This window comes from Pseudomonas sp. NFACC45 (assembly GCF_900113505.1).
Taxonomy (GTDB): domain Bacteria; phylum Pseudomonadota; class Gammaproteobacteria; order Pseudomonadales; family Pseudomonadaceae; genus Aquipseudomonas; species Aquipseudomonas tehranensis.
Genome location: NZ_FOPO01000009.1, coordinates 129,548 through 154,249, shown reverse-complemented (window position 1 = coordinate 154,249; position 24,702 = coordinate 129,548). Strand labels below are relative to the sequence as shown.

Genomic DNA, 24,702 nt, shown 5'->3' with positions numbered 1-24,702 from the left:
CACAAGGGGCTGCGGTAAGGCGGACATCTGCGAACCCCTGAAAAACCTGTGGGAGCAAGGCTGGCCCGCGATGACGGCGGCAGATTCAGCATGGATGCAAGCTGATCTAGCGCTATCGCGAGCAAGCCCACGGGTTTTGCAGGCTGACATCAGGTTTGGCGTTGAAAGGCATAGTCCCGTTCGACCTTGCACACCCGCGTGTGGCAATGGGCGTACCAGGTCGAGCGACCGCGTTCGCGGATTGCGCTGTGTTCGGGGTGCTGCTTCCAGGCCAGGATCGCCGCTTCGCTGCTCCAGTAGGACACGGTGATGCCCAAACCGTCTTCGCCGCGGGCCGATTCGACGCCCAGGAAGCCCGGCTGCTTTTGAGCCAGGGTCAGCATGCGTTCAGCGGCTTGGGCGTAACCCTGGTCCCCCTCAGTGCGCAGGGAGGTAAAAATCACCGCGTAATACGGGGGGCTCATAATGCTGTCCTCCGGCAAGCTTCGACAAACGCAGTCACCAACGGCGGCACACGTCCCTCCAATGCTGCTCGTTCAGGCTGGAACAAGGTCGCGACAAAAAAAGGATGATCAGCCAGTTCCACTGCCCGTAAATCGCCAGCCGAATCCCGGGCCACGGCGTGCAAGCGGTCACTCAGCAAATCCCGCTCAAACTGTGGGTTGACCCCAAAGCTGCACCGGTAACCTTCGAAAACCCTGAGGCGACCATAGGCCTTGGCAATCAACGATTCGGTGTCAAGCTCAAGGCAGTCGATGGTTTCGATCAGCGCACAGCTCAACGGAGTCAGCAGTGCCCGTTCAGCCTCGGGAGCGGTTTCGCCATGGGCGGCATCGGTCCAGCCCATCACGTTGCGGGCGTATTCCAGCACGGCATGCTGAAAACCGCCGCAGGTGCCGAGGAAAGGGCGACGCTGTTCGCGGGCAAAACGTATGGCTTGCAGGGCGCCGTCTTCGTTTCGATAGGGACTACCGGGTACGCACCAGATGCCGTCGAAATCATTCAGGGCGGCGCTGTCGGTGATGAGGTCGGTGGCCAGCCATTGAAAACCCATGGGATAACCGGTTTGTTTGCCAACCAGCTCAAGTGCGAGGGGGATCGCCTGATGAGCCGTTATTTGAGGGTCATAGTCGCCGACCAGGGCGATGTGCAAAGAACGCTGATTTTCCATGAGAGGCTCGCCGCTTGTTGATTCCTGGTTGCCACTATAGATTGGCGCTCACGCAATCAATATTGGCGTTTACCCAAGTGATCAATGCACCGATGCACTATCGTCTGGACTATCCCGATCTGTCCCTGATCCTGGCGCTGGTCCGTGGCGGCTCGCTGGCCCGGGCCGCGCGCTTGCTGCAGGTGGATGTGTCCACGGTCTTCCGCTCGGTACGGCGGCTGGAGGCCGCCCTGGGCCAACCCTTGTTCGAAAAAAGTCGTTCAGGTTATTTGCCCACGAACCTGGCCCAGGCGCTGGCTGAGCAGGCCGAGCGCGCCGAACAGGCGTTGGAGGCGGCGCGTATCGGGGTGGAGCAGGGCGGTGAGGTCATCTGCGGTACGGTGCGCTTGACCTGCACCGATTCGGTCCTGCAAGCATTATTGCTGCCGGCCCTGGCGCGGTTCATGCCTGCCTACCCGGCGCTGTCCCTTGAGCTGAGCACCTCCAACGACTTCGCCAACCTGAGCCGCCGCGACGCCGACATCGCCTTGCGCCTGACCCGTACGCCGCCGGAACATCTGGTCGGGCGACAACTGGGCACCGTGGCCTATCGAGTGTGCGCCAGCACAACTTACCTGCGATCGCTGGAACGGGATGATCTGGCGGCCATGGCCTGGATCGCGCCGGATGACTTTCTTCCCGATCACCCCACCGTGACCTGGCGTCGCCAGCATCTACCCGGCGTGGTGCCGGCTTATCGCTGCAACAGCATGCTCTCGGTCACCGAGTTGGTTCGAGCCGGGCTGGGTGTCGCGGCGTTGCCGGACTTTCTAATCGGCGAAAACAAGGGGCTGACGCCCATTGGCGAACCGCTGGCGGGGTACGACACGGCCCTTTGGCTGCTGACGCGCCCCGACTGCCGTGTGCTGCGTTCGGTGGTGACGCTGTTCGATGAACTGGGGCGCAATCTGCGGCTACGCTGATATTCAGCGCTGATAGCGGGCCAGAAACATGTCGAGGGCCGATTCAACCACCTGAACCTGTTCATCCTCGGTCAGGCTCGGCTGGCCCATGGAAATTTGGGGCCAGAAGGCGAATGTCTTGATCAGCCCGTGCATCTGTTGCGCGGCAAACGCCGGCTCCACGGCTTTTAACCGGCCATCGGCCTGGGCCTGGCGAATCCACACGGTCAAACCCTCTTCGCGCTGACCCATGCGCGCAACCATGTCCTGAGCCCGCTCGGGCGAATGAATCGTCGCGGCGATGGCGATGCGCGCCAGGTCGAGGAAATTATCGTCCGCCAGCATGTGCAGTTTGGCTCGCAGCAGCTTTCGAAGCTGCTCGCGTAAGGGCTGCTCCGGGCTGTAGGCCGTGTCCTGTTCTGCGGTAACGCTGTTCCATAACCGATTGAGAATTTCGGCAAACAGGGCTTCCTTGCTGGGGAAGTGGTTATACACCGTGCGCTTGGACACACCGGCCGTTGCCGCAATTTTGTCCATGCTGGTGATCTCGAAACCGCTGCTACGGAATTCGGAAATCGCAGCCTGGAGGATGGATGCGCGTTTTCGCTCGGTGAGGCGCTGCGGCGGTACGGTCATGGCAAGTCGTCATATGAAGAAGAGGAATTACACTTGGTAGTTTACTTGCTCCCTGGATTCATGCAATCTACAAACTACACCGGGTAGTGTAGTTCTGGTGATCAAACTTACGGCTTAGCGTGCATGCAACGGCCATTAGCGTCCCACAACGACGAAGCGCAACGGCGACGACGTCCTTGGAGTTTTCGCACCATGTCCATTTTTTCTTCGACTGACAGCCCTGCGGTGCTTCCTTCATCCCAGCAGGAACAAGGGAAGTACCGTAACCACGCCCCTACACCGCGCCAAGGGCTCGGCCAGATGCTACGCATCATGTGGAACATGATCTTCCACAAACCGCGCAACACCCGTCCTGCGGGCACCATCGAGGTACAACCGCTGACGCGCGCCGACCTACTGGCCGCGCCGAACAACAGTGTTTTCCGCCTCGGTCATTCCACGGTGCTGCTCAAGCTGCGGGACAAATTCTGGCTGACCGACCCGGTTTTTTCCGAGCGCGCTTCCCCTGTGCAATGGGCTGGCCCCAAGCGCTTCCATCAGCCGCCCATCAGCCTGGAAGAGCTGCCGCCAATCGAAGCAGTGATTCTTTCCCATGATCACTACGATCATCTCGATCGTCAGGCCATCCTCAAACTCGCGGCCAAGACACAGTATTTCCTGGCCCCTCTCGGCGTAGGCGACACCCTGATCAAATGGGGCGTCGACGCCAGCAAGGTGCGCCAGCTGGACTGGTGGCAGGGCACCGAAGTGGACGGTATCGAGTTTATCGCCACACCCTCCCAGCATTTTTCCGGCCGTGGCCTGTTCGACGCCAACAGCACGCTATGGGCTTCGTGGGTGATGATCGACGGCGCCACCCGGATCTTCTTCAGCGGCGACACCGGTTACTTCGACGGCTTCAAGCGCATCGGCGAGCGATACGGCCCATTCGACCTGACGCTGATGGAAACCGGCGCCTACAACGTCGAATGGCCGCACATCCACATGCAGCCGGAGCAAACCCTCCAGGCGCATATTGACCTCAAGGGCCGTTGGTTGCTGCCGATCCACAACGGCACGTTCGATTTGTCGATGCATGCCTGGTACGAACCCTTCGATCGCATCCTGGCCCTGGCCTGGGAACGCAACGTGTCTATCACCACCCCACAAATGGGTGAAGCCTTTAATCTCGCACAGCCGCAACGTGGGCGAGCCTGGTGGCTGGACGTGGAACCCTCGCCTTATCAGGACCAGCCCGACATGGCCTGACCCTCGACGCATCGATCATTCGATCATTCGATCATTGCGTAGTCTGGCCGCCCCATCGGATCCGGCGTGGCACCTTTGATATTCATGCCGCGTCCCGGCGCAAAGCCAGGGAAGAACACCAGGCCTTCGGCTTCCAGCCGAAAGGCCAGGGCCAGGCGGGTGACATCAAGTAGCTCACCCCCCGCTTCGAAGCGCCGGATTGCCCGGATCGACACGCCGGACTGCCGGGACAGTTCTTCGACACTCCAGCCCAGCATGGCTCGGGCCTGTGCGCTATGGGCAGGGGTGAATTGATAGACAGCGATGCGTTCCAGGGTGGTTTTGATTGCGAGAGAGGCCATGGGAATTCTCCAAAGCGGTGGATTCAAAAAACACTGTGTTTTTGTACAGTTGTTTTGAATCCTGATCAATCTCATTTTTTTGATCAATGACCAGTGGTCTTCTCCAGCCAGGCACTCGGTGCGTGACCCAGCACCCGGCGAAACATGGTAGAGAACGCCGCAGGGCTGTCGTAGCCCAGATCCAGGGCAATACGGGTTACCGAATCGCCTACGACCAGCCGGGACAATGCCGACATCACACACGCTTGTTGTCGCCATTGGCTGAAACTCAGGCCGGTTTGACGGCTGAACAGCCGATTGAACGAGCGCAGGCTCACAGGCAACTGCTCCGCCCATTGCACGGGTGAGACGTGGGCGTTGGGGTGTTTCAGAAACCCTTGGCACAGGCCGAGCAGGCGTGGGTCCTTGGGCAGTGGCAGGTGCAACGGCAAATGAGTGCTGCGCAACAGTTCGTGCAGTAAGAGATTGATCAGCGCGCCGTCGCGTCCGGCCTCGTCGTATTCCGGCACAACCTCAACGGCTTCCAGCAGCAACTGGCGCATCAGGGGCGACACGCTGATGACCTGACAACGGGCGTCCATCGCCGTCACGGCAGCGGGTTCGATGTACAAGCTGCGAGTGCTGACCCCCAGCATCAACACCTCATGGGCCACCCCGGGCGGGATCCACACCGCCCGTTGCGGCGGCACCACCCAATTCCCATCTTCGGTGCGGACCTGCATCACACCCGTGGCGCCATACAGCAACTGCGCCCGGCGATGATGGTGCGAGGGCAGTAAATGTCCCGGTGGGTAGTCAGTGCCAATGGCGACGACAGTCCTGGGTATCGCATCCAATAGATCGATCGAAGTGTTGCGCATCGAGGGACTGCTCATCATTGGCGTAAACGCAAACATTATTGGCTGGTTTGCTAGAGCGGGCCAAGCTTTGCTTACCTATCGTGGGCGCCTCCCATTTCACGGATTCGCCACGATGTTCTATGTATTGCTTGCGTGCTTTGGCTGCCTGAGTGGCGTAACGGCGGTGTTGTTCGGCTTTGGCGGCGGTTTCGTCGTGGTGCCTTTGATGTATCGCATGCTGATGGCCCATCACTCGGGTGACGCCATCGGTGAATCGGCGATGCACATTGCCGTCGCCACCTCCACCTGCGTCATGATCGTCAACGCCCTGGTCGCCACCGGAAAACACCACCGTGCCGGTCAGATGATTCGTCATTACCTGTGGCCGTTCGGCGGCTTCATTGCGCTGGGGGCGATCTTCGGCGCAGCGGCCGCCACTTGGCTCAATGGTGAGGTTATCCGCTACGCCTTCATGGCTTACCTGAGCCTGACCATCCTGGATTGCCTGCTGCGGCGAGGTTTTCTGACACGCGCCAGCGATGCCGTCCTACGACCTTTGGTGCCCATGGAGACCGCCTTGGGCGGCACAACCATCGGAATCATCGCCACGATGCTGGGCGTCGGCGGTAGCGTCATGACCGTGCCCCTGCTGCGCCGTTGTGGCCTGAACATGTCCCAGGCCACCTCCATGGCCAATCCGCTGAGCATGCCCGTCGCTTTGGCCGGTACTGTTACCTACATGGCCTTGGCCGGTTTCGCCGGGAAAGACTTCGGTCCGTGGTTTGTCGGTTATGTCGACTTGCTGGCCTTTGCTGTGCTCACACTCGGCGCGCTACTGGGCATTCGCCTGGCAACGCCATGGATCGGGCGGATACCGGATCGGCTGCATGCGCGGGTGTATGTGGGGTTGTTGATGGTGGTGATGGTTGGGATGTGGCTGGGGTAGGGGCGCTATTGACCCGCCAACCCCGGCGCTTCCCGAATAATGAAGTGGTCCAGATTCTCGATATGGGCACTGAACACCCCGAACGTCTGCTCGGGGTTTTTCTTGCTCGGCACCTGTTTCAACTCCGGCGTCACGCCATAAAAGAAGCAATACAACGGCGCGTCACTGTCGATGGCGTGCTTGATCTCTGCCAGAAACGCTTTGCGCTTGCGGTAGTTGTCGATCAGCTTCTTGCTCAGGTAAACGTTCACCGAGTAAGGCTTTTTCTTCACCTCGCCCGGTTGATTGAGCCAGACTTTTTGTTCGAAATCGATGCGAAAACTGGCGCTGTGGTAATCCTCGATCTTTTTGATCTTGCCCCAGTAAATCAGCCCTTTGTTGTCCAGCAGAAACTCGATTTTCTTGAAGAACGAACTGTAGGGCGCGGTGTGCTCGCCAATCTTCAGCGGCGTGCGCTTGAGCAGCTCCTTGTCCGCGAAGTTCGACACAAAACACTCCACCGGATGGGCGAAGACATGGGTCTTCTCCGGCGCCGAATCACGGCTCGGGTGCTCGGCATGACTGGCGGCTGAAGGCGCACGCTCATCGCGCCTCACGTTCGCCGCCACCGCCGGGCTGGATGGCTTGCGCACATACTCACGCCGAGTCAGCAACAATTCCGACGGGAAATGCTCCTCCCGACTGTCATCCGTTTCCCCACCATCCGCCTCCCCGCCCGACGCCGGCGTCTTCAGACTGACATAAGGACAACCTTCGACATGCCGGGTGCTGGGGATGTTCTTGAAGTGCGGGGTGCGCACGTAGTTCACGTTCTTGGCATTGAACGTCCCCAACACATTCGCCGCATCAAACGCTGCACGACAGGCATCGTTGGGGCACTGGAACTGTTCCTTCGCGGAATCGAACGCCACCGTCTCGTCAAAATTCAAATCGCGCACGTCATAGATCGACAGTTTGTCGTCGAGGCTGCGGCAGTAGGCGAGGTCGAATTTCATGACGGGCTCGGGTCCTTGAGTGGGAATGTATTAATAGCGAAGGGTAGGGCCGGTTGCACTCGAAGTTTCAGCACACCACCAAAAAACTGTGGGAGCGAGCCTGCTCGCGATTCCCAAAACCAACCCGGCCGGCACGCCTACAGCCGACCTGTGACCTGATACCAACCCGTGGCGAGGGAGCTTGCTCCCGCTGGGCTGCGCAGCAGCCCCAAATTCCAAACCACCAATAAAAGACCGCCGCCCGAACACGGACGACGGCATCTTATCAATATCAAACTGCTGCTACTGAATTGCCAAAGCTAAGCTGTAGCGTCGTCCGATTGCTTATAGCGATGTACTTGCGACTCAGCAAATTCTCGATGGTAAATATCTGCTTGCTCATTCAGCGCCAAGACGCTCTGAACAATATCCTTTCTCGAAGATTCAACACCGGTTGCATACACCATTGCTCGCCAGCAAAGGAATAAAATTGAAACTGGCTCTGTAGCAAGGCGGGCAAAATGCGCGCGCTCAAGAAGTGCTATTTCTTGTGGCTCTCTTGTAGCGCGATCCCATATGAGGTCCATTGCCGTCTGGTCTGCATGTATGAAATGACTGCTAATACCATAGCTATGTAAAAAAGACTTGTATCCTCGTAAATCAAGCCCTTCATCGTGGAACTCGCAAAGAACTCGGGCCATTTCGGTAAATGACCACTTTTGCTTAAGGGTATTTCGCTTGGACTTTGGCCATTTTGCGCGAAGCTCAGCCTCTTGGTCGGGGGCCAGAATAACACCGCCAATGAGCATCTGAGTATCTTGATTATTTGACTCAGTAGCAAAGGGTTTAGCCCTCTCTGAGCGCTGAAGATCCTCGATTTCATTCAATAATACGGCGTATTCGTATATACGTAATCTGCGTTCTTCTGGAGGTGCGATACTTACAAATAAGAATCGAGTAGCACACTCAAGTGACGACCGCATTATGATATCGCAGTCCCAAAGTTTCCATTCCTGAAGAAGGATGTTTATGGACTGGCATCTCTCCGAGTAGTAGTGCAAAACGATTCCCGAGTGTGAGGAATATTCAGGGTCGACTTCCCTAGATTTATTAATGACCCGCTGCAACTCATCTCGCAGCTGGGAATATACGTCTAGGGATGCATGAATGAGATGTTGCATAGTTAGTCCCCAGAGTTTTGGTGAATATTATATTCAGAAAAATATCGCTCCATCATTTCATCATCCATGAATTTCCTCTGCAATAGTCTGAGCCGTTGAACGCTTTTGTCATCTTCCTTGTAGGGTACATCAGTCCATCCTCGAGGAATCCCGCCTCTTCAATGCCATCAGTTGACCACCAGGCATGGAAAGCCCTTCTTCCGTAAAGATCGCTGCGGCGAGGGGGTGTCTCCGCTGGGCCTCAAAGCAGCTCCAAACTCCCTTACAGGCAATAAAAACCGCCGCCCGAGTGAGGACGACGGCATCTCAATGTCAAAACCCTCGCAAAACCCGCGACGCTTTCCGCCACCAAGATTCATGCTGGCTAAACGGATCATCCACCAACACCGCCGGCATATCCCGCAAGCGAATCCATGGTTCATCCTGCCAGTGCAGCATGCAGAGCGACATCTTCGGCCAATCCAGCACGCTCAACGTAGGACGTTCCACCTTGTGCGAGAAGCGCTCGTCCCGCAGCGTAGGTACCACCTGATGCGTGATCCACTCACGCAGCAACCGATACTCAGGGCAGTAATGATAAATCAGCAACGCGTAGACGCCTGACTCGCTCAGCATCAGACGCTCCTCGGTCAAACCGTGGACATGCACGAGCATCATTCGGCGCTGGTCAGGGTCAAGCTTGCGCGTCATGCGCTCATCGAGATGCTTGCTCATCAACCGCCCCAAATCGGAGGCGCTGAACCAAGCCTGGTTTTCAACCAAGAGGGCATGCAGATGAATGTTGTGTCGAATAAATTGAGTAGGAATCAGCGGATCAGACATGACAGACCTCCTGAAGCGGCTGTGCATGTGCTGACGAGCGGGTAGGGCTGGTTGCCTTCATCGTGAAGGTCAGGTTTGCAGGCATATCCTTTACCTCTGGCTGCTTTCTTAGGGCATTCGTTATGGGTGTCGGGAGCTAAGAAACCCACCAGAGACGGGCCGGACATATTTCCCTTTCGGGTCTTGTATTCGCCCACTCCCGACATAACGGGGAATTTTCGCAGGCGTAGAGAAACCGCAGACGAAAAAAAGCCGCTGACTGTCGGGTGCGGAGGGCCGCTCTGGTTGAGGCGTTTCTTAGGCGCCGAGTTGAAAGCCTAGAGGGGCGAGGCCATTTGGTCAACCCTACAAAGTCGACCATCATTTTTCAGTCGAAACTGTGCAGGGTTTAGGATCCGAATCGAACGTTTGCTCTATTTGAGTACGTAGACGCTCTCTATTTTTGGTTTCGCACTCCCAAATTATTACCACTCGCCACCCCAATAGGAGTAGTGCCTGCTGTGCATCCAAATCTCGTTCGACATTTTTCTTCAGTTTAGGCAGCCAGAAATCGAGCCTGCTTTTTGGTGTGGAGGCATGTTTGCAACCGGGATGTCGGTGCCAAAAACAGCCGTGAACGAATATGCATAATTTATGTTTGGGAAATACCAAGTCGGGTTTCCCCGGTAAATGCTTCTGATGTAGGCGATATCGAAGGCCCATATTATGGCAAAGGAGTCGAACGACAAGCTCGGGCTTTGTATTCTTTCCCTTCACGTTCGACATTATTTTGGAACGCTGCTCTGGCGACACTATATCGGCACACATTCAGATGACCGCACCCTATCCAAGCTAGACTTGGATGATGCAACCATCAAGTTGCACTGGTCAAGGTGCACTCGCGCACTACGGGGTTGAAGTTGAGATGGGCATGGTTTAACTAAGCGGTTGCTTGGTGATGATATTAGTCCTTCCGATATCCGTCTGGTATGATGCTTCCGTGAACAAGTGTATGGTCTTGCTAATTCGAGAGTTGTAATAAATTGGCGGGCCCAGTCGACTAATTCTTATTAGATGTCGATACGGAGCCTGCCATGGTCTATTATCGATTTAACAAGGAGGTTTCGTAGGGGGGCAAGTTACCTTGGGCTGAAGTGCAAGGTGCCACTGCATCAGTGATGATTAAAGCTTAAGCTGGAAATAGGAAGGAAAGCGCCCATGAATATGAGCTATGGACACGCTGTCCCTCCTTATTTTACATTTCGTTATTTGAACTTTCCCGCTTCAATCAAGCGAAGGTATTCAGAATCACTAATGCCTATACGCATCCAGTTACCTGCTAGCTTTGCCATTTCACTTGCCGCACGAGCATAACGGATCTCACCCAGCCAGGTGAAACGCTGAGAACCGCTGGACGCTGAGGCGGAGAATATAAAAAATGGTTTGCCATGTTCGGTGTCGTGCAATTCTCCACGAATACGCTGCGACTTCTCATCAGGCAAAAACTTATACGTCATTAAGGTGGGATGCTTGCCTCTGAAATATAAGCCTCGATCTTCTCCGTTCTCCTCTCTCAGGATAACGCTGTAACATTGATCGTCTATGGCCGCTTCAAGAAAAACAAAAGGCGTTTCATCTGAAAGGCGTAAAGTATCGCAGGCGGGAGTCAGGCAAACGAAGTATCTTTTGGCCTCGCCCTCTTGCATGCGCACAAGGGTCCCGGTGGTTAAAGATGGTCGCCATCCGTCGCCGCCTATTAGCTTAGTATCACCAAATGCTTCGCGTTTGAATACAACCAATTTTGAAAATGCTGCCTCGGATTGTTTGGATTTTACTTCGCTTCCCGCAAGTGCAATTGATACCTTGTTGCGATGTTTTACAGGGAATTCAATGGTTTTTTTAGTTCCATTTTTAGCTCCAGTGTTGTCGATGCCATTGTTTAATAATAAGGAGCATAAGTTTGCATCTACACTCAAGTTTTTGCCGTAAGGCTGCTCTACAAAAAAATTCTCGTTCTTACTTATCCATGCCTCTATTGCTGTTTTATCGAGATACTGATCCGCTATGGACTCAATACCTAACGCATTATCACACTCGGCTACCAAAAGCTCCCGTATCAGTTCAGCTACGTCTTCAGGGGGGTTGGTGATTAATCTATTAGCCACATAAGATGAATCCAGGTCGCTTCCGAACCGGGTAACCATGTGATGAATATTTTTTCGAATTGCTCCTACAGCTGCTAAGGCAAAGGATGGAAGTAAACCTTCCGCGAAAAGAGCAAAGTGTTTGATTAATGTGGTAGATAATTCCGATGGGGGGACTTCCGTTTTATTTAATAAAACAACAACGCAGCTAGAATTTTTTGCGCAGTATGGATTGTTAGGGATGTCATCTAATAAGATTCCTCCCTTGGCGATTGCTGCTTTAACATCTGTGAATATTTGTGCGTCGAGTGGTTGCCCTGTATATACACAAATTAAGCGCATTCGACCACTCTCTCTTACATCGTCTAGAGCTATCTTTTCCAGCAGCTCAAGAGTCAATACTGGAACATTGTCCCGCAAGTACCAGTCTATTACCACGATGTCTGAAATTTTTGCAGCGCCAAGAACACGTCTCTCGATCGAAATGACATCAGGGTCACCGTCGTCTGGCAACACAAATGCACATGCCATTCCATTTCCTGCGAAGGCATCCGATACCTTCCTCACGTCGAGAATATGGGCTAGTACGTCATCTGATAGGGTGTTTTCTTCTGGGGACGGAGCAAGCAGTTCTTCAAAATCATCTCCCATTCCCGAGTCAATTGTAGAGGAAGTAGAGAAAGTAGAGGGCGGAGCGGTATGTAGAGGTTGAGGTACGTAGGGTTGGTTATCAATTACCACAGCACTCTTTAAAAATTTCCGAACGGCGGAAAGTGTATGATCAACCCATACGTCTACAGGAGCAGTTGGCAATGCATTTTCAATAATTTGAGCGGTCATGCTACTCTCCTTGCTCATTTTTAGGCCAAATCCGAAACTCAGGATTCACGTCTAAACCGGCCCTAGCTAGTTCTATTTCAAAACCTTCACGACGTAAGGTCTCACGACTGACTGCCAATCCCATTCCCCGTCCGCCAGGCTTTTTGGTTTCGCCAAATTCAAATATTCGTTCTTTGAGACGCTCTTCAATGCCAGGTCCATTATTCGAGATACTAAAGCCTTGCTCATCAGCATCTAACGTGATCGTTTTCTCGTTCTCACCTTGGTTGTCAAGCCAATAGATAGAGTTGTCAATAATGTTGATAAAAGCACCGAGAAGGGCAGAGGATTTGCACTGTACCTTTTTTGCTCTAAACGCATGAGTGGGTATCATGAGAATTTTAGAACTTTCAAGATGATCACTAAAAACCCTCCGTAGTACGGTCAAAATTTCATCTCCCGAAATTTCAACTGTTGATCTGTGCATTCTCCTTCCTAACGGGTCAAGGACTTTTAAATAACCATCTAGGTGTTCAATATGATCGCGTAAATTTTTGTAAATTGCCGCTAAAGGTGGATTACGATCCGCCCATGGTTTTAATTCTGCCATGGAGAGCCTAATACCTTTGGCCGCGCGCTCGAATTCGTGCTGCAGTATTCCAACGGACATCCCCATTTGGGCAAAGTCAGCATAAAATTCTATTTGCTCTTCCAACACCTGATTACGTGCTTCTAAGGCAGCAAAGCGATCATCCAAAGTCTCTCTACCGCGTACTCCTTCAGCAATTTCGACCATTTGACGTTTAAAGGAATCAAGTAATTCGGTCTCGCGATTGCGAAGGCTAACAATCTGTTGTTCTACTTCATATCGAGCTTTGTCAATTTCTTCGGGGTTTTCAGCTGAGCGCTTTGTAAACGCACCAATAACCTGCTCGATATTTACTCGTAGTTGAGCGAACTCCTCCTGGAGAACATCTTTCATTGCGATCTGAACCAACTTTGTAGCTTCGGCGGTCTCTCTACGAAGACTTACCAAACCTCGAACGGTACTGTCACGGTCCCGCTCGATATCTTGAAGAGCGATATCGCGACGCTCCGCCGCCGCAATCCGTCCCCTAGTAGCTTCATGTAACGCAGAATCTATTCCTTCCCTAAGAGGGTTGAAGACTTTATCTCTGAGCTGCGCAGAGATGACTTCATAGGCTGCCCAGTCTTTTTGAAGTTTATTTGTGAGGGCGAGCCCTCGAGGGAGCATTACAATAGCCTTATTAGCAAGGGATTTTGCTCTTTGTTTCACGTCCAGTTCAAGTAGCCTAACCCTTGAGGCAAAGTCGCCCAGATCAAGTTCGGTCTGTAGAAAGTCTAAACGCTCATTAAGATGTTCAAGGATGTCCTTGGCTTGAGTCTCAAATGTATGGTCGTTATATGCGGCGTAAAAGTTTTTAAGTTCGTCACGAAATAAATTTCGTCGGTTATCCGCTTTCTCTTGCTGCTTCTTTAGAAGTAAGGATTGAACGGCATATGCTTCCTTGCCAGCCCAATAATCGTCGCCCTGAGGGGAAGTTTTTCTGAAAAATTCATATGCTAATTGACGGAAAAAATTAATTAATATGGCGCGGAAGTCGCGATAGGCCTGATTTTCTCTAAAGCCTTCGCGCCCCGCTTTTTCCGTTAAAGTGCCATTTTCCGAGTGTGTGATTGATACATAGCCGAAACCGCGTCTATAGGAGAAAATCCAATCTTTAGCCGCTAATGTCCGTCGCTTCTCAATGTCCAACCAGTCATAATCAGAGTTTCCATATGGCAATATTCTGATGCCATCGCGATAAATGTAGACCCCGCCTAGTTTGTTGGTTTTGACATCCATGTAAGCCCAGTCCTCTGGGGAAAGGCTAGTTTCTTTAGGGTCGCCTTGTATATATCCGTATCGAAATGAGAAGGGGCCGCATCTTGATTTCGCTCCTTTGCCTTCTGCCCAGTTGCAAACGAACTTCTTAGGCTTGCCGTAAACGGAAATTATGCCTACGAACTGGCCATGTTCATCAAACTCACCTTCAAACAGTTGGTCAGTACGGTTGAAGTCGTCAACAGTGAAAAAGCTTTTAGGTCCGATTCGACTCTCGGTGTTATCTACTTGATGATCTCTAAATTCGGTCTTAATAACAGGCTTGTCGTTCGCCATAATATTCGAAAAGCCCAGCAAGTTTCGCTCAAGCTTTGAGGACTCTTTATCTGCACCACCATCAATGTCGTCATCCAGTTCTGGTGCAACAGGGAGTACGATGAAATGGGTGCCATAGCCATCCTGTGACAGGCCTAAATAATCGGCTCGATCAGTGTTCAGAGATTTGTCTAAGTTGTCAGGGCCTATTGCTCTCGCTCTTTCTAGATCCTCGCGGAGCTGAATGAACGCTGCAGGAGCTATCTCTGACTTAAGAGCATCTAGGTTTTTTTCAACTCGGTCCACCAAATTATTGATATCTTGCCGAGTTGGTAGTGTCCCTCCAGGAAATTCAACAATAGGAATGTCGATGGAGCTGATATCGATTCCCGGCTGCTCAAAAAGCCCCCAATGCACAACTGCCACCACGAGATTTTGTAACCCCTCGGGTCGTGCTGCACGAGTCATAAGTATAGTAATAGGGGCTATTACAGCAATGGCTAAGCGACCAATTCCCTTTTCTCCCATTATTACCCGTTTTGAAGGATTTTTGGGGCCTCGCCATTCTTCATTGTTTCGCTTCTCTTCATTAGTAGCGTTGGCATAGACTCTTGATTCAGTGCCTAGTGTTAACCAGCGATTTTCGACGTCTTCCCTAGTCATGCCATAGCCGTCGTCTCGGAGGATTAGCACACGGTTACGACGAAAAAAATCGACCTCCACCCGTTCGGCATAAGCGTCGTGGGCATTTTTGAATAGTTCGTGTATTGCGGTAGGAATTCCCGCGATTTGCTGCCGGCCGAGCATGTCGACGGCTCTAGCTCGTACCCTGAGCTGTGTCATGAAGACTCCTGAATTTTTAAGGAGTAGCTGGTTCTTTTTAATTTTTCTGGCAGTTTAACGCTTTAGGGCCGCTTCCTAGTTTCCTGCCTCCTAAGCAAAGCTGTGTCCGTCCTGACTCCGCTTACCTGCGGTTTGATAGCTTATAAGTTTGGTCCCGTCTTACACTGCTCTGCTGTGGGGCCGTTCACTCAAACGGCTTGTCATAAATACACCGGCGTCTTCGCCGGAGCAAGATGAAAAATTTGGAGCGAACCGCCATACGTTTATAGCGAAATACTGTAGCTGAGACCCACGGAAAAGGGGAGCGCGGCGAGCGCTCAAGATTGGCATATTGCTGCTAGCTGGCTTTATAGTTGCAGACGCTGTCGAGGACAGTTTCGGGAGAGGACAAGCGTTGTTAGTCACGGGGTTTGGAGCTGTCGCGCTGGAGTGCAGCTTTCAGGCTTTGAGCAATGGTACGCATCATCTCCGGAGGCACGGCGTTGCCGATCTGGGTGGCTACCTGGCTGGCGTTACCTTCAAAAATATAGTCATCAGGGAATGATTGAAGTCTTGCTGCCTCTCGGAGAGTTATTGCTCGATTCTGAACGGGATGAGCGAAGCGCCCCCTAGTTATGTCAGTACAGCCCGTTGTTAGCGTCGGAGCCACATCCTCCCAACTCATACGACCATACGTGTCCGAAAAAGAAGATTTTTTCTTGTCCCGGTGGCAAGCGAGCTGTAAGTGATACGGCAGAGACTCACGACCACCACCATTAATAGGGATGTTTTGCAGACGTTCAATATTGAGGGGCGAATGCCGACGGGCGTAATGTAGGACATCAGCAGCCCCTGCTTGTGGTCGTCCAACCGGAGGAACCGGCAGGTTTTTGATGGTGTCCTCGACGCTCTTTCGACCGGTACGGGCAATATTGGTGGCTTCTGAAAGAGAAACACCTTTGGCTGCGACTAGAATCATGCGGGTGCGTCTCTGGGGAACTCCTAGCTCTGCTGCATCAACGCGCATAGGTTCGGCTACGTCGTAACCCGCTTCTTCCCTTAGCCAGGTGGTGAATTTACCAAAGATATCAGTCGAGGCCAATCCAGGGACATTCTCCAAAAAAACAAGCGAAGGACTGAAACGTTTGATAAATTTTTTTGACTCTTCGACCAAATTGTTCCGGGAATCATCTTTGCTTTTATGGCGATTTTGACTGCTGAATGGTTGGCACGGAGCGCAAATTACTAGGAGGTCAAGTTTACCTGGGATGAGATCCGCAAAATCATCGGGGTTAGCCAGCCGAATATCATTTTGTAAAAGACGTACCTCAGGATGGTTCGCCCGATAGGTCCGGCAAGCTCCTGCATCAAAGTCGATTGCCCCCACGACTTCAAAGCCGGCTTGCTTGAGCCCAAGGGATACTGCCCCTGAGCCACAGAACAAATCCAAAGCAATCAGCTTTTTAGAGCGTTTGGTCATGAGGGCTCCCTAACGAATGTGTGTTCCTACCCCCTGGATCGTGAAACGTAAAGGAGGAAATTTCGAGAATGTTAGGTCCAACTCACTGTCAAGTCTAGGTTTTTCACTTGGGCTAGCTATGCAAATTTTTCTAGGACGGTGCAGAGTTTTTTCAAATCACTAATACTTTTGTCCGGCTGCTGCGGTTCTATAAAGGTGACCGCTTGGCAAGGCGAGGCGATTTCCTTATATATTCCTGTCTGATGGATCATCTACCGTCATTGCTCGTTAAGCTTGATAGGTCGTTGGATTGCCCGGTGATATCTCTCACTTTGGAAAGGCATACTTAGAACTAATTTGTATCCTCAAATACTTTTAACTGCTAAAAGTAGAGGTCTTTAACTCGATAAAAATGAACGAGCCCTGAACGCATCATAGTATGCGCTCAGAGCTATTGGAGCGTTTAATATCTGCTGAATTTAGTTAGTCCCAGCTCAAAGCACCACCCGTCTGATACTCAATCACCCGAGTCTCAAAGAAGTTCTTCTCTTTCTTCAAGTCCATGATCTCGCTCATCCAAGGGAACGGGTTAGTCGTCCCTGGATACTCTTCCTTCAGACCAATCTGCGACAGACGACGGTTAGCGATGAACTTGAGATAGTCCTCCATCATCGCCGCATTCATCCCCAATACCCCACGAGGCATGGTGTCGCGGGCGTATTCGATCTCCAGCTGCGTACCCTGCAGGATCATCTGGGTCGCTTCTTCCTTCATTTCGGCATCCCACAGGTGCGGGTTTTCGATTTTGATCTGGTTGATCACGTCGATGCCGAAGTTCAGGTGCATGGATTCGTCGCGCAGGATGTATTGGAACTGCTCGGCGACGCCGGTCATTTTGTTGCGGCGGCCCATGGAGAGGATCTGGGTGAAGCCGCAGTAGAAGAAGATGCCTTCCAGAACGCAGTAGTAGGCGATCAGGTTGCGCAGCAACTCTTTGTCGGTGTCCGGGGTGCCGGTTTCGAATTTCGGATCGGAGATCGAACGGGTGTATTTCAGGCCCCAGGCGGCTTTTTTCGCGACCGATGGGATCTCGTGGTACATGTTGAAGATCTCGCCTTCATCCATGGCCAGCGATTCGATGCAGTACTGGTAGGCGTGGGTGTGGATCGCCTCTTCGAACGCCTGGCGCAGGATGTACTGGCGGCATTCGGGGTTGGTGATCAGGCGGTACACGGCCAGGACCAGGTTGTTGGCAACCAGGGAGTCGGCGGTGGAGAAGAAGCCCAGGTTGCGCATCACGATGCGGCGCTCGTCGTCGGTCAGGCCTTCCGGGGTTTTCCAGAGGGCGATGTCGGCGGTCATGTTGACTTCTTGCGGCATCCAGTGGTTTGCGCAGCCGTCCAGGTACTTCTGCCAGGCCCAGTCGTATTTGAAAGGCACCAGCTGGTTGAGGTCGGCGCGGCAGTTGATCATGCGCTTTTCATCGACGGCGACACGGGCGGAGGCGCCTTCGAGTTCAGCGAGGCCTTCGGCCACGTCGAGTTTGTCGAGGGCGGCCTTGGCGCGAATGATCGCGGCCGAGTCGCTGGCCGTCACGGCGCGGGCTTCGAGGGCGGCGGCACCGCCGGCGCTGTCGAGGCGGTCCATGTTGGCTTCAGAAGCGTGGCCGGCGTTGGCGCCTTTTACAGCGACTTCGCCGTCTTCTTTGTCGAATTCGTCCCAGCTCAGCATGACGTGTTGTCTCCTGCGTGAGGGCCAGATGCCCGTTGAAGGCCTACTGGCCGCGGTGGATCTTGGAAAATCGTTTGTTGCAGCAGCTGACGCAGGCAATAAACAGAAAAATGTACGGGTCGTTCTGAAGCGGCTGTGAACGCGATGAGGTAATGGGCCTCTGCGTGGGCTTCAGGCTGGTTTGACTCCCTGTAAGGGAATATTGCAGGCCCGTTTAAGGCGGCATTATAAGGACTTTTTTCCCTACGTGCTGCGGCGAAATAGCCCACGGAGGAGGTCGCGGGCGGCATATCCGCGTGGGAGCAAGGGTTTACAAGGCTTTGGCCGCTGAAGATTTTTTTTGCATGGGTCGGGTGACGGTAATTTTTGATCAAAAAACGAGCGTTTTTTGTGGTTCTGCACTACATGTTGTGTTTGCAAGGGCTTTTTGACGGTTGCAGACACAACCAAGCCCGATCGAAACCGGGCTGTGGAAAATGCCATTAATGATCAACCGGTGTGTGCCGAACCGGTGTGATCGTAGCCATCTTCAGCGACGGTCGCCGAGCCGGTGCGGTCATAGCCGTCTTCAGCGACAGCGGAACCGGTGCGGTCATAACCGTCGGCGGCAAAGGTATGGGCGGCCAGGACGGACAGGGTCAGGGCGAGGATCAATTTGGTTTTCATGGAGGTTGCTCCTGGTGGGTTTAGGTTGATCAGCCGTTGGAGCAGCCGTTGCCCATGACGCTGTAGCGCAGGATGTGGCGCTGGCCTTTGGAGTCGTCGTATTCAATCTTGGCCGGGACCACTTCGCAGACGTTCGGGATCTCGCTCATGGAGATGACTTTGGCGATGTCCAGATGGGTGGAGTAGGTGTACTCCTCAATGGCTGGTGTTTGCTGTGCAACGTCGGTCGGGGCCTCGTCTGCCATCGCGGTGGCGCTAAGGCCTGCAATGACCAGAACCCATAAAGCTTTCATCTGTTTCACCTTTTTTGAGGTCGAGTGGGGTCACGCAACCTTTTTGGAGCTGCGTGTGGAGCAGGTTTTTTGAGGGTTGATTAACGGCCTTCGTGGGGGCTGCGTTGCGTTAATCGTGTTTGCCGGTTGGCGAGGTTGATTTTAGGGGGTGGGGTTAATCGCAAAAAGACCGGGTTTTGATAAACACTGTTGGTTGATCTGGTAATAATCGCTGCAGGTGATGGGGCTGTTGCATCTATGTTGGATTTGCCGCCGTCATCGCGAGCAGGCTCGCTCCCACAATGGATCTGTGGTGTGGATGGGATATTCGTTTTAGTGAAGATTCCCTGTGGGAGCGAGCCTGCTCGCGATTGCAGTGGGTCCGTTAATATCCATGCAAGCCGATTCGAATAGGCTCGCCCCCGCAAGGAAAATGCCCGCTGGCAAGGGCTGGCACGTTAGTACCGACATTTTGTAGGGACTTGTTACTACCATCGTCGAATGGTTCTATAGGCTCGCCCCGGCTACAACGGGTACATACAAAAACAACTATGTCACCGAGGTAAGAAAGATGAGTGCGGCTTCTCTGTATCCCGTTCGTCCCGAGGTAGCGGCTAACACGCTGACTGACGAGGCGACCTACAAGGCCATGTACCAGCAGTCGGTGGTCAACCCGGATGGTTTCTGGCGCGAGCAGGCCAAGCGCCTCGACTGGATCAAGCCTTTCACCACGGTGAAGCAGACGTCCTTCGACGATCACCATGTCGACATCAAGTGGTTTGCCGATGGCACCTTGAACGTTTCCTACAACTGCCTCGACCGTCATCTGGCCGAGCGCGGCGATCAGATTGCGATCATCTGGGAGGGCGACGACCCTGCCGAGAGTCGCAACATCACCTATCGCGAGCTGCATGAAGAAGTCTGCAAGTTCGCCAACGCCCTGCGCGGTCAGGACGTGCATCGCGGTGACGTGGTGACGATCTACATGCCGATGATCCCCGAAGCCGTGGTCGCCATGCTGGCCTGCACCCGGATCGGCGCGATTCACTCGGTGGTGTTCGGCGGTTTCTCCCCCGAAGCACTGGCTGGCCGGATCATCGACTGCAAATCCAAAGTGGTGATTACGGCCGATGAAGGTGTTCGTGCCGGCAAGAAGATCCCGCTCAAGGCCAACGTCGATGACGCACTGACCAACCCGGAAACCAGCAGCATTCAGAAAGTCATCGTGTGCAAGCGCACCGGTGGCGGCATCAAGTGGAACCAGCACCGCGACATCTGGTACGAAGACCTGATGAAGGTGGCCGGCACCGTTTGCGCGCCGAAAGAGATGGGCGCCGAAGAAGCGCTGTTCATCCTCTACACCTCCGGTTCCACCGGCAAGCCCAAGGGCGTGCAGCACACCACTGCCGGCTACCTGCTCTATGCGGCCCTGACCCATGAGCGCGTGTTCGACTACAAGCCGGGCGAAGTCTACTGGTGCACCGCCGACGTCGGCTGGGTCACCGGCCACAGCTATATCGTCTACGGTCCGTTGGCCAACGGCGCGACCACGCTGTTGTTCGAAGGCGTGCCGAACTACCCGGACATCACCCGGGTGGCCCAGGTCATCGACAAGCACAAGGTCAATATTCTCTACACCGCGCCGACCGCTATCCGCGCGATGATGGCCTCGGGCACCGCCGCCGTCGAAGGCGCCGACGGCAGCAGTCTGCGCCTGTTGGGCTCGGTGGGTGAGCCGATCAACCCGGAAGCCTGGGACTGGTACTACAAGAATGTCGGCAAGGAACGTTGCCCGATCGTCGACACCTGGTGGCAGACTGAAACCGGTGGCGTGCTGATCAGTCCATTGCCGGGTGCCACGGCGTTGAAGCCGGGTTCGGCCACGCGTCCGTTCTTCGGCGTGGTGCCGGCGCTGGTGGACAACCTCGGCAACCTGGTGGAGGGCGCGGCCGAAGGCAACCTGGTGATCCTCGATTCGTGGCCAGGCCAGGCGCGTACGCTGTACGGCGACCACGACCGCTTTGTCGATACTTACTTCAAGACCTTCAGCGGCATGTACTTCACCGGTGACGGCGCGCGTCGCGACGAAGACGGTTACTACTGGATCACCGGTCGGGTGGATGACGTGCTCAACGTGTCCGGCCACCGCATGGGCACCGCCGAGATCGAAAGCGCCATGGTCGCCCACCCGAAAGTCGCCGAAGCGGCAGTGGTGGGTGTACCGCACGACATCAAGGGGCAGGGCATTTATGTCTACGTGACCCTCAATGCCGGCGAAGAAACCAGCGAGGCTTTGCGTCTGGAGCTGAAGAACTGGGTGCGCAAGGAGATCGGTCCGATTGCTTCGCCGGACGTGATCCAGTGGGCCCCGGGTCTGCCGAAAACCCGCTCCGGCAAAATCATGCGCCGCATCCTGCGCAAGATCGCCACGGCGGAATACGATGGGCTAGGTGATATCTCCACCCTGGCTGATCCGGGTGTGGTGGCGCATCTGATCGAGACGCACAAGACCATGAATGTTGCCTGACGGTAGCCCGTAACACCGAAAGCCCCGCCCGGTTTTGCCGAGCGGGGCTTTTTTTTATGTGTGCTAGCCCTAGGAGGGCTGCTGTCTTTGTGGCGAGGGAGCTTGCTCCCGCTCGGCTGCACCTTGTAGGAGCTGTCGAGCGCAGCGAGGCTGCGATCTTGCCTCAAGCAATGGAGTCTGAAGTGAACGATCAAAAGATCGCAGCCTTCGGCAGCTCCTACCCCCCTGCGGGAGCAAGCTCCCTCGCCACGGAGTCGATGGATGAATAAATATCGGCGTTTAAAGTAAGAAGTGTCCGAACGTTACCGACGTTTCGAAATGTGTAACCAAAGGCGCCATTACAGGGCGATGTGCAACGCAAAGCCCCGTTTCAGGGCCTTTTCTTGGTCCTTAAAAACAAGACGACACGCTGTGCTTGCCGGATTAGAAGGGTTTGCGAATAATGGGCCCGCTATTTGCAGCATAGATCGGTTCCCTTTCTTTTGCTCTTGCATGAATTTGCGGGGCTGTCAATGCGCTCGGTTCGCGTTTTCGGTGCTTCTGTAATTTGTTGTCGCATTGAAGAAATATCGGCTTCGGGCCTGTCGTTAGAATGCCGATCACTCGCTCGTCGTGAGCTGCGTTGAATTGACGCACGCTTTCTTAGGACGCAGCACTAAAGTTCGTTTCACCCATTCGCATATTGGGCTGTTGCTCACTCTGCCGTTTTTGCCCTTTCCCGATGGAGTTCCAAGATGAAGAAACTTGTGCTGCTTGGCGCCCTGGCACTGTCCGTGCTGTCCCTGTCGACATTCGCCGCAGAAAAGCCCCTGAAAATCGGTATTGAAGCGGCTTACCCTCCATTCGCCTCGAAAGCTCCGGACGGCAGTATCGTCGGTTTCGACTACGACATCGGCAATGCGCTGTGCGAAGAGATGAAGGTCAAGTGCGTGTGGGTCGAGCAGGAGTTCGACGGCCTGATCCCGGCGCTCAAGGTGCGCAAGATCGACGCGATCCTGTCGTCCATGTCCATCACCGAAGATCGCAAGAAGTCTGTTGATTTCACCAACAAGTACTACAACACCCCAGCCCGTCTGGTGATGAAGGCCGGTACCCAGGTCAGCGACGGCCTGACCGAGCTCAAAGGCAAGAACGTTGGTGTGCAGCGCGGTTCGATCCACGAGCGTTTTGCCCGTGAAGTCCTGGCCCCGCTGGGTGCCGAGATCAAGCCGTACGGTTCGCAGAATGAAATCTACCTGGACCTGTCCGCCGGCCGCCTCGACGGCACCGTGGCAGACGCTACCCTGTTGGATGACGGTTTCCTCAAGACCGACGCCGGCAAGGGCTTTGCGTTCGTGGGTCCGGCCTTCACCGATGTCAAATACTTCGGCGACGGCGTAGGCATCGCGGTGCGCAAGGGCGATGCTCTCAAGGACAAGATCAACGGCGCGATTGCCGCCATTCGCGAGAACGGCAAATACAAGCAAATCCAGGACAAGTACTTCGCCTTCGATATCTACGGCCAGTAACAACGTCCCGCCACTCGTGCGAAATGGCGCAAGCAACAGGATCTCTGCGGTTTGCGCCATTTTTTCATCCCACTCTCGAGGACCTGAATCATGTTGAAAGGCTACGGGGCTGTCATCCTCGATGGCGCATGGTTGACGCTTCAGCTCGCCTTGTCGTCCATGGCCCTGGCCATTGTCCTGGGGCTGATCGGCGTCGCGTTGCGCCTCTCGCCGGTGCGCTGGCTGGCGTGGTTGGGCGACCTGTATTCCACGGTCATTCGCGGCATTCCCGACCTTGTGCTGATCCTGCTGATTTTCTATGGCGGCCAGGACCTGCTCAATCGCGTGGCGCCGATGCTCGGCTATGACGATTACATCGACCTGAACCCGTTGGCCGCCGGTATCGGCACCCTGGGCTTCATCTTCGGTGCATACCTGTCGGAAACCTTTCGCGGCGCGTTCATGGCTATCCCGAAGGGGCAGGCCGAGGCGGGCGTGGCGTATGGCATGAGTGGGTTCCAGGTGTTTTTCCGGGTGATGGTGCCGCAGATGATTCGTCTGGCGATTCCGGGGTTCACCAACAACTGGCTGGTGTTGACCAAGGCCACGGCGCTGATTTCGGTGGTGGGCCTGCAAGACATGATGTTCAAGGCCAAGCAGGCGGCGGATGCCACCCGCGAGCCTTTCACCTTCTTCCTGGCAGTGGCGGCGATGTACCTGGTGATTACCAGTGTCTCGTTGCTGGCATTGCGTCAACTTGAGAAGCGCTACTCGGTAGGCGTAAGGGCGGCTGATCTATGATCTTCGACTACAACGTCATCTATGAAGCGTTGCCACTGTACTTCAGTGGCCTGCTGACCACCTTGAAGCTGCTGGCCCTGTCGCTGTTCTTTGGCTTGCTGGCGGCATTGCCCCTGGGCCTGATGCGGGTGTCCAAACAGCCGATCGTCAACATGACCGCCTGGCTCTACACCTATGTGATTCGCGGCACGCCGATGCTGGTGCAGCTGTTTTTGATCTACTACGGGTTGGCGCAGTTTGAGGCCATACGCGAGAGCTTCCTCTGGCCATGGCTGTCCAGCGCGACCTTCTGTGCGTGCCTGGCGTTTGCCATCAATACCAGCGCCTACACTGCCGAAATCATCGCCGGCAGCCTGCGGGCCACGCCTAACGGTGAGATCGAGGCGGCCAAGGCCATGGGCATGTCGCGCTACAAGCTGTATCGCCGGATCCTGCTGCCATCGGCGCTGCGCCGGGCGCTGCCGCAATACAGCAACGAAGTGATCATGATGTTGCAGACCACCAGCCTGGCCTCCATCGTGACCCTGATCGACATAACCGGTGCCGCGCGTACGGTGAATGCGCAGTACTACTTGCCGTTCGAGGCTTACATCACGGCCGGCGTTTTCTACCTGTGCCTGACTTTTATCCTGGTGCGCCTGTTCAAGCTGGCCGAGCGCCGCTGGCTGGGTTACCTGGCCCCGCGCAAGCACTGATAACGCATCGATCCGATCGACTGCTCAACGACTGACGTTT

The 24,702-nt window shown here is 54.5% G+C and carries 22 protein-coding genes; 7 read left to right on the top strand and 15 right to left on the bottom strand.

The window, feature by feature from the left end:
* Positions 1-149 precede the first annotated feature (149 nt).
* Both BM132_RS17825 and BM132_RS17820 read right to left on the bottom strand, forming a co-directional pair.
* On the bottom strand, positions 150-464 hold the full coding sequence (locus BM132_RS17825; RefSeq protein ID WP_092457363.1) for an antibiotic biosynthesis monooxygenase family protein: 315 nt from the start codon (positions 462-464) through the stop codon (positions 150-152).
* Positions 461-1,171, bottom strand: coding sequence for a CTP synthase C-terminal region-related (seleno)protein (locus tag BM132_RS17820; protein WP_092457360.1), 711 nt, complete (start codon positions 1,169-1,171; stop codon positions 461-463). The genes BM132_RS17825 and BM132_RS17820 overlap by 4 nt, the downstream gene beginning before the upstream one ends.
* Positions 1,172-1,185: 14 nt before the next feature.
* Between BM132_RS17820 and BM132_RS17815 the strand changes: the two genes are divergently transcribed.
* A complete protein-coding gene (locus BM132_RS17815) occupies positions 1,186-2,133 on the top strand; it encodes a LysR family transcriptional regulator (protein WP_092457358.1) in 948 nt (315 codons plus the stop codon).
* Between the two features lie 3 nt (positions 2,134-2,136).
* Here BM132_RS17815 and BM132_RS17810 read toward each other — a convergent pair whose 3' ends face one another.
* Positions 2,137-2,748: a TetR/AcrR family transcriptional regulator gene (locus BM132_RS17810; RefSeq protein ID WP_092393051.1), complete on the bottom strand. Its 612-nt coding sequence runs from the start codon at positions 2,746-2,748 to the stop codon at positions 2,137-2,139.
* 192 nt (positions 2,749-2,940) lie between these two features.
* Here BM132_RS17810 and BM132_RS17805 point away from each other — a divergent pair, with 192 nt between their 5' ends.
* Complete coding sequence (locus BM132_RS17805; RefSeq protein WP_092457355.1) at positions 2,941-3,996, top strand: MBL fold metallo-hydrolase; 1,056 nt, start codon at positions 2,941-2,943, stop codon at positions 3,994-3,996.
* Between the two features lie 23 nt (positions 3,997-4,019).
* On the opposite strand, the gene BM132_RS17800 is transcribed toward BM132_RS17805, so the two are convergent.
* Both BM132_RS17800 and BM132_RS17795 read right to left on the bottom strand, forming a co-directional pair.
* The gene (locus tag BM132_RS17800) at positions 4,020-4,337 is read right to left on the bottom strand and encodes a helix-turn-helix domain-containing protein (protein ID WP_092393045.1); all 318 of its coding nucleotides are present in this window, start codon (positions 4,335-4,337) and stop codon (positions 4,020-4,022) included.
* Positions 4,338-4,420: 83 nt separating this feature from the next.
* A complete protein-coding gene (locus BM132_RS17795) occupies positions 4,421-5,197 on the bottom strand; it encodes an AraC family transcriptional regulator (RefSeq protein WP_092457352.1) in 777 nt (258 codons plus the stop codon).
* 112 nt (positions 5,198-5,309) lie between these two features.
* Here BM132_RS17795 and BM132_RS17790 point away from each other — a divergent pair, with 112 nt between their 5' ends.
* Positions 5,310-6,122 (top strand): sulfite exporter TauE/SafE family protein, encoded by an 813-nt coding sequence (locus BM132_RS17790; protein ID WP_092457349.1) that lies wholly within the window; start codon positions 5,310-5,312, stop codon positions 6,120-6,122.
* Positions 6,123-6,127: 5 nt separating this feature from the next.
* Here the strand turns inward: BM132_RS17790 and BM132_RS17785 are convergent, their stop codons facing one another.
* From BM132_RS17785 to BM132_RS17745, 10 genes are all read right to left on the bottom strand, one after another.
* Positions 6,128-7,117, bottom strand: coding sequence for a hypothetical protein (locus tag BM132_RS17785; protein ID WP_092457346.1), 990 nt, complete (start codon positions 7,115-7,117; stop codon positions 6,128-6,130).
* Between the two features lie 299 nt (positions 7,118-7,416).
* Positions 7,417-8,277: a DUF5677 domain-containing protein gene (locus BM132_RS28150; RefSeq protein WP_143092368.1), complete on the bottom strand. Its 861-nt coding sequence runs from the start codon at positions 8,275-8,277 to the stop codon at positions 7,417-7,419.
* Between the two features lie 312 nt (positions 8,278-8,589).
* The gene (locus BM132_RS17775) at positions 8,590-9,099 is read right to left on the bottom strand and encodes a BRO-N domain-containing protein (protein ID WP_092457340.1); all 510 of its coding nucleotides are present in this window, start codon (positions 9,097-9,099) and stop codon (positions 8,590-8,592) included.
* Positions 9,100-9,459: 360 nt separating this feature from the next.
* The gene (locus tag BM132_RS17770; RefSeq protein ID WP_092457337.1) at positions 9,460-9,906 is read right to left on the bottom strand and encodes a very short patch repair endonuclease; all 447 of its coding nucleotides are present in this window, start codon (positions 9,904-9,906) and stop codon (positions 9,460-9,462) included.
* A 437-nt stretch (positions 9,907-10,343) separates the two neighbouring features.
* Positions 10,344-12,062, bottom strand: a complete 1,719-nt coding sequence (locus BM132_RS28145; RefSeq protein ID WP_143092367.1) for a response regulator receiver domain — start codon at positions 12,060-12,062, stop codon at positions 10,344-10,346.
* Between the two features lies 1 nt (position 12,063).
* The gene (locus BM132_RS17760; RefSeq protein WP_256244278.1) at positions 12,064-15,009 is read right to left on the bottom strand and encodes an ATP-binding protein; all 2,946 of its coding nucleotides are present in this window, start codon (positions 15,007-15,009) and stop codon (positions 12,064-12,066) included.
* A gap of 433 nt (positions 15,010-15,442) precedes the next feature.
* A complete protein-coding gene (locus tag BM132_RS17755; RefSeq protein WP_092457329.1) occupies positions 15,443-16,504 on the bottom strand; it encodes a DNA cytosine methyltransferase in 1,062 nt (353 codons plus the stop codon).
* Between the two features lie 462 nt (positions 16,505-16,966).
* Positions 16,967-18,214 (bottom strand): ribonucleotide-diphosphate reductase subunit beta, encoded by a 1,248-nt coding sequence (locus tag BM132_RS17750; RefSeq protein ID WP_025215114.1) that lies wholly within the window; start codon positions 18,212-18,214, stop codon positions 16,967-16,969.
* Between the two features lie 489 nt (positions 18,215-18,703).
* Positions 18,704-18,880, bottom strand: a complete 177-nt coding sequence (locus BM132_RS28495; RefSeq protein ID WP_177218186.1) for a hypothetical protein — start codon at positions 18,878-18,880, stop codon at positions 18,704-18,706.
* A gap of 29 nt (positions 18,881-18,909) precedes the next feature.
* The gene (locus BM132_RS17745; protein WP_092393007.1) at positions 18,910-19,173 is read right to left on the bottom strand and encodes a DUF2790 domain-containing protein; all 264 of its coding nucleotides are present in this window, start codon (positions 19,171-19,173) and stop codon (positions 18,910-18,912) included.
* A 550-nt stretch (positions 19,174-19,723) separates the two neighbouring features.
* Here BM132_RS17745 and acs point away from each other — a divergent pair.
* The 4 genes from acs (at position 19,724) to BM132_RS17720 (ending at position 24,662) form a co-directional block, all read left to right on the top strand.
* A complete protein-coding gene (acs, locus tag BM132_RS17740) occupies positions 19,724-21,679 on the top strand; it encodes an acetate--CoA ligase (RefSeq protein WP_092393004.1) in 1,956 nt (651 codons plus the stop codon).
* A 734-nt stretch (positions 21,680-22,413) separates the two neighbouring features.
* Positions 22,414-23,187 (top strand): ABC transporter substrate-binding protein, encoded by a 774-nt coding sequence (locus tag BM132_RS17730; RefSeq protein ID WP_092457323.1) that lies wholly within the window; start codon positions 22,414-22,416, stop codon positions 23,185-23,187.
* Between the two features lie 90 nt (positions 23,188-23,277).
* Entirely contained in the window at positions 23,278-23,967 is a 690-nt protein-coding gene (locus tag BM132_RS17725; RefSeq protein WP_092392998.1) for an ABC transporter permease, read from the top strand.
* A complete protein-coding gene (locus BM132_RS17720; protein WP_092392995.1) occupies positions 23,964-24,662 on the top strand; it encodes an ABC transporter permease in 699 nt (232 codons plus the stop codon). The genes BM132_RS17725 and BM132_RS17720 overlap by 4 nt, the downstream gene beginning before the upstream one ends.
* Positions 24,663-24,702 lie beyond the last annotated feature (40 nt).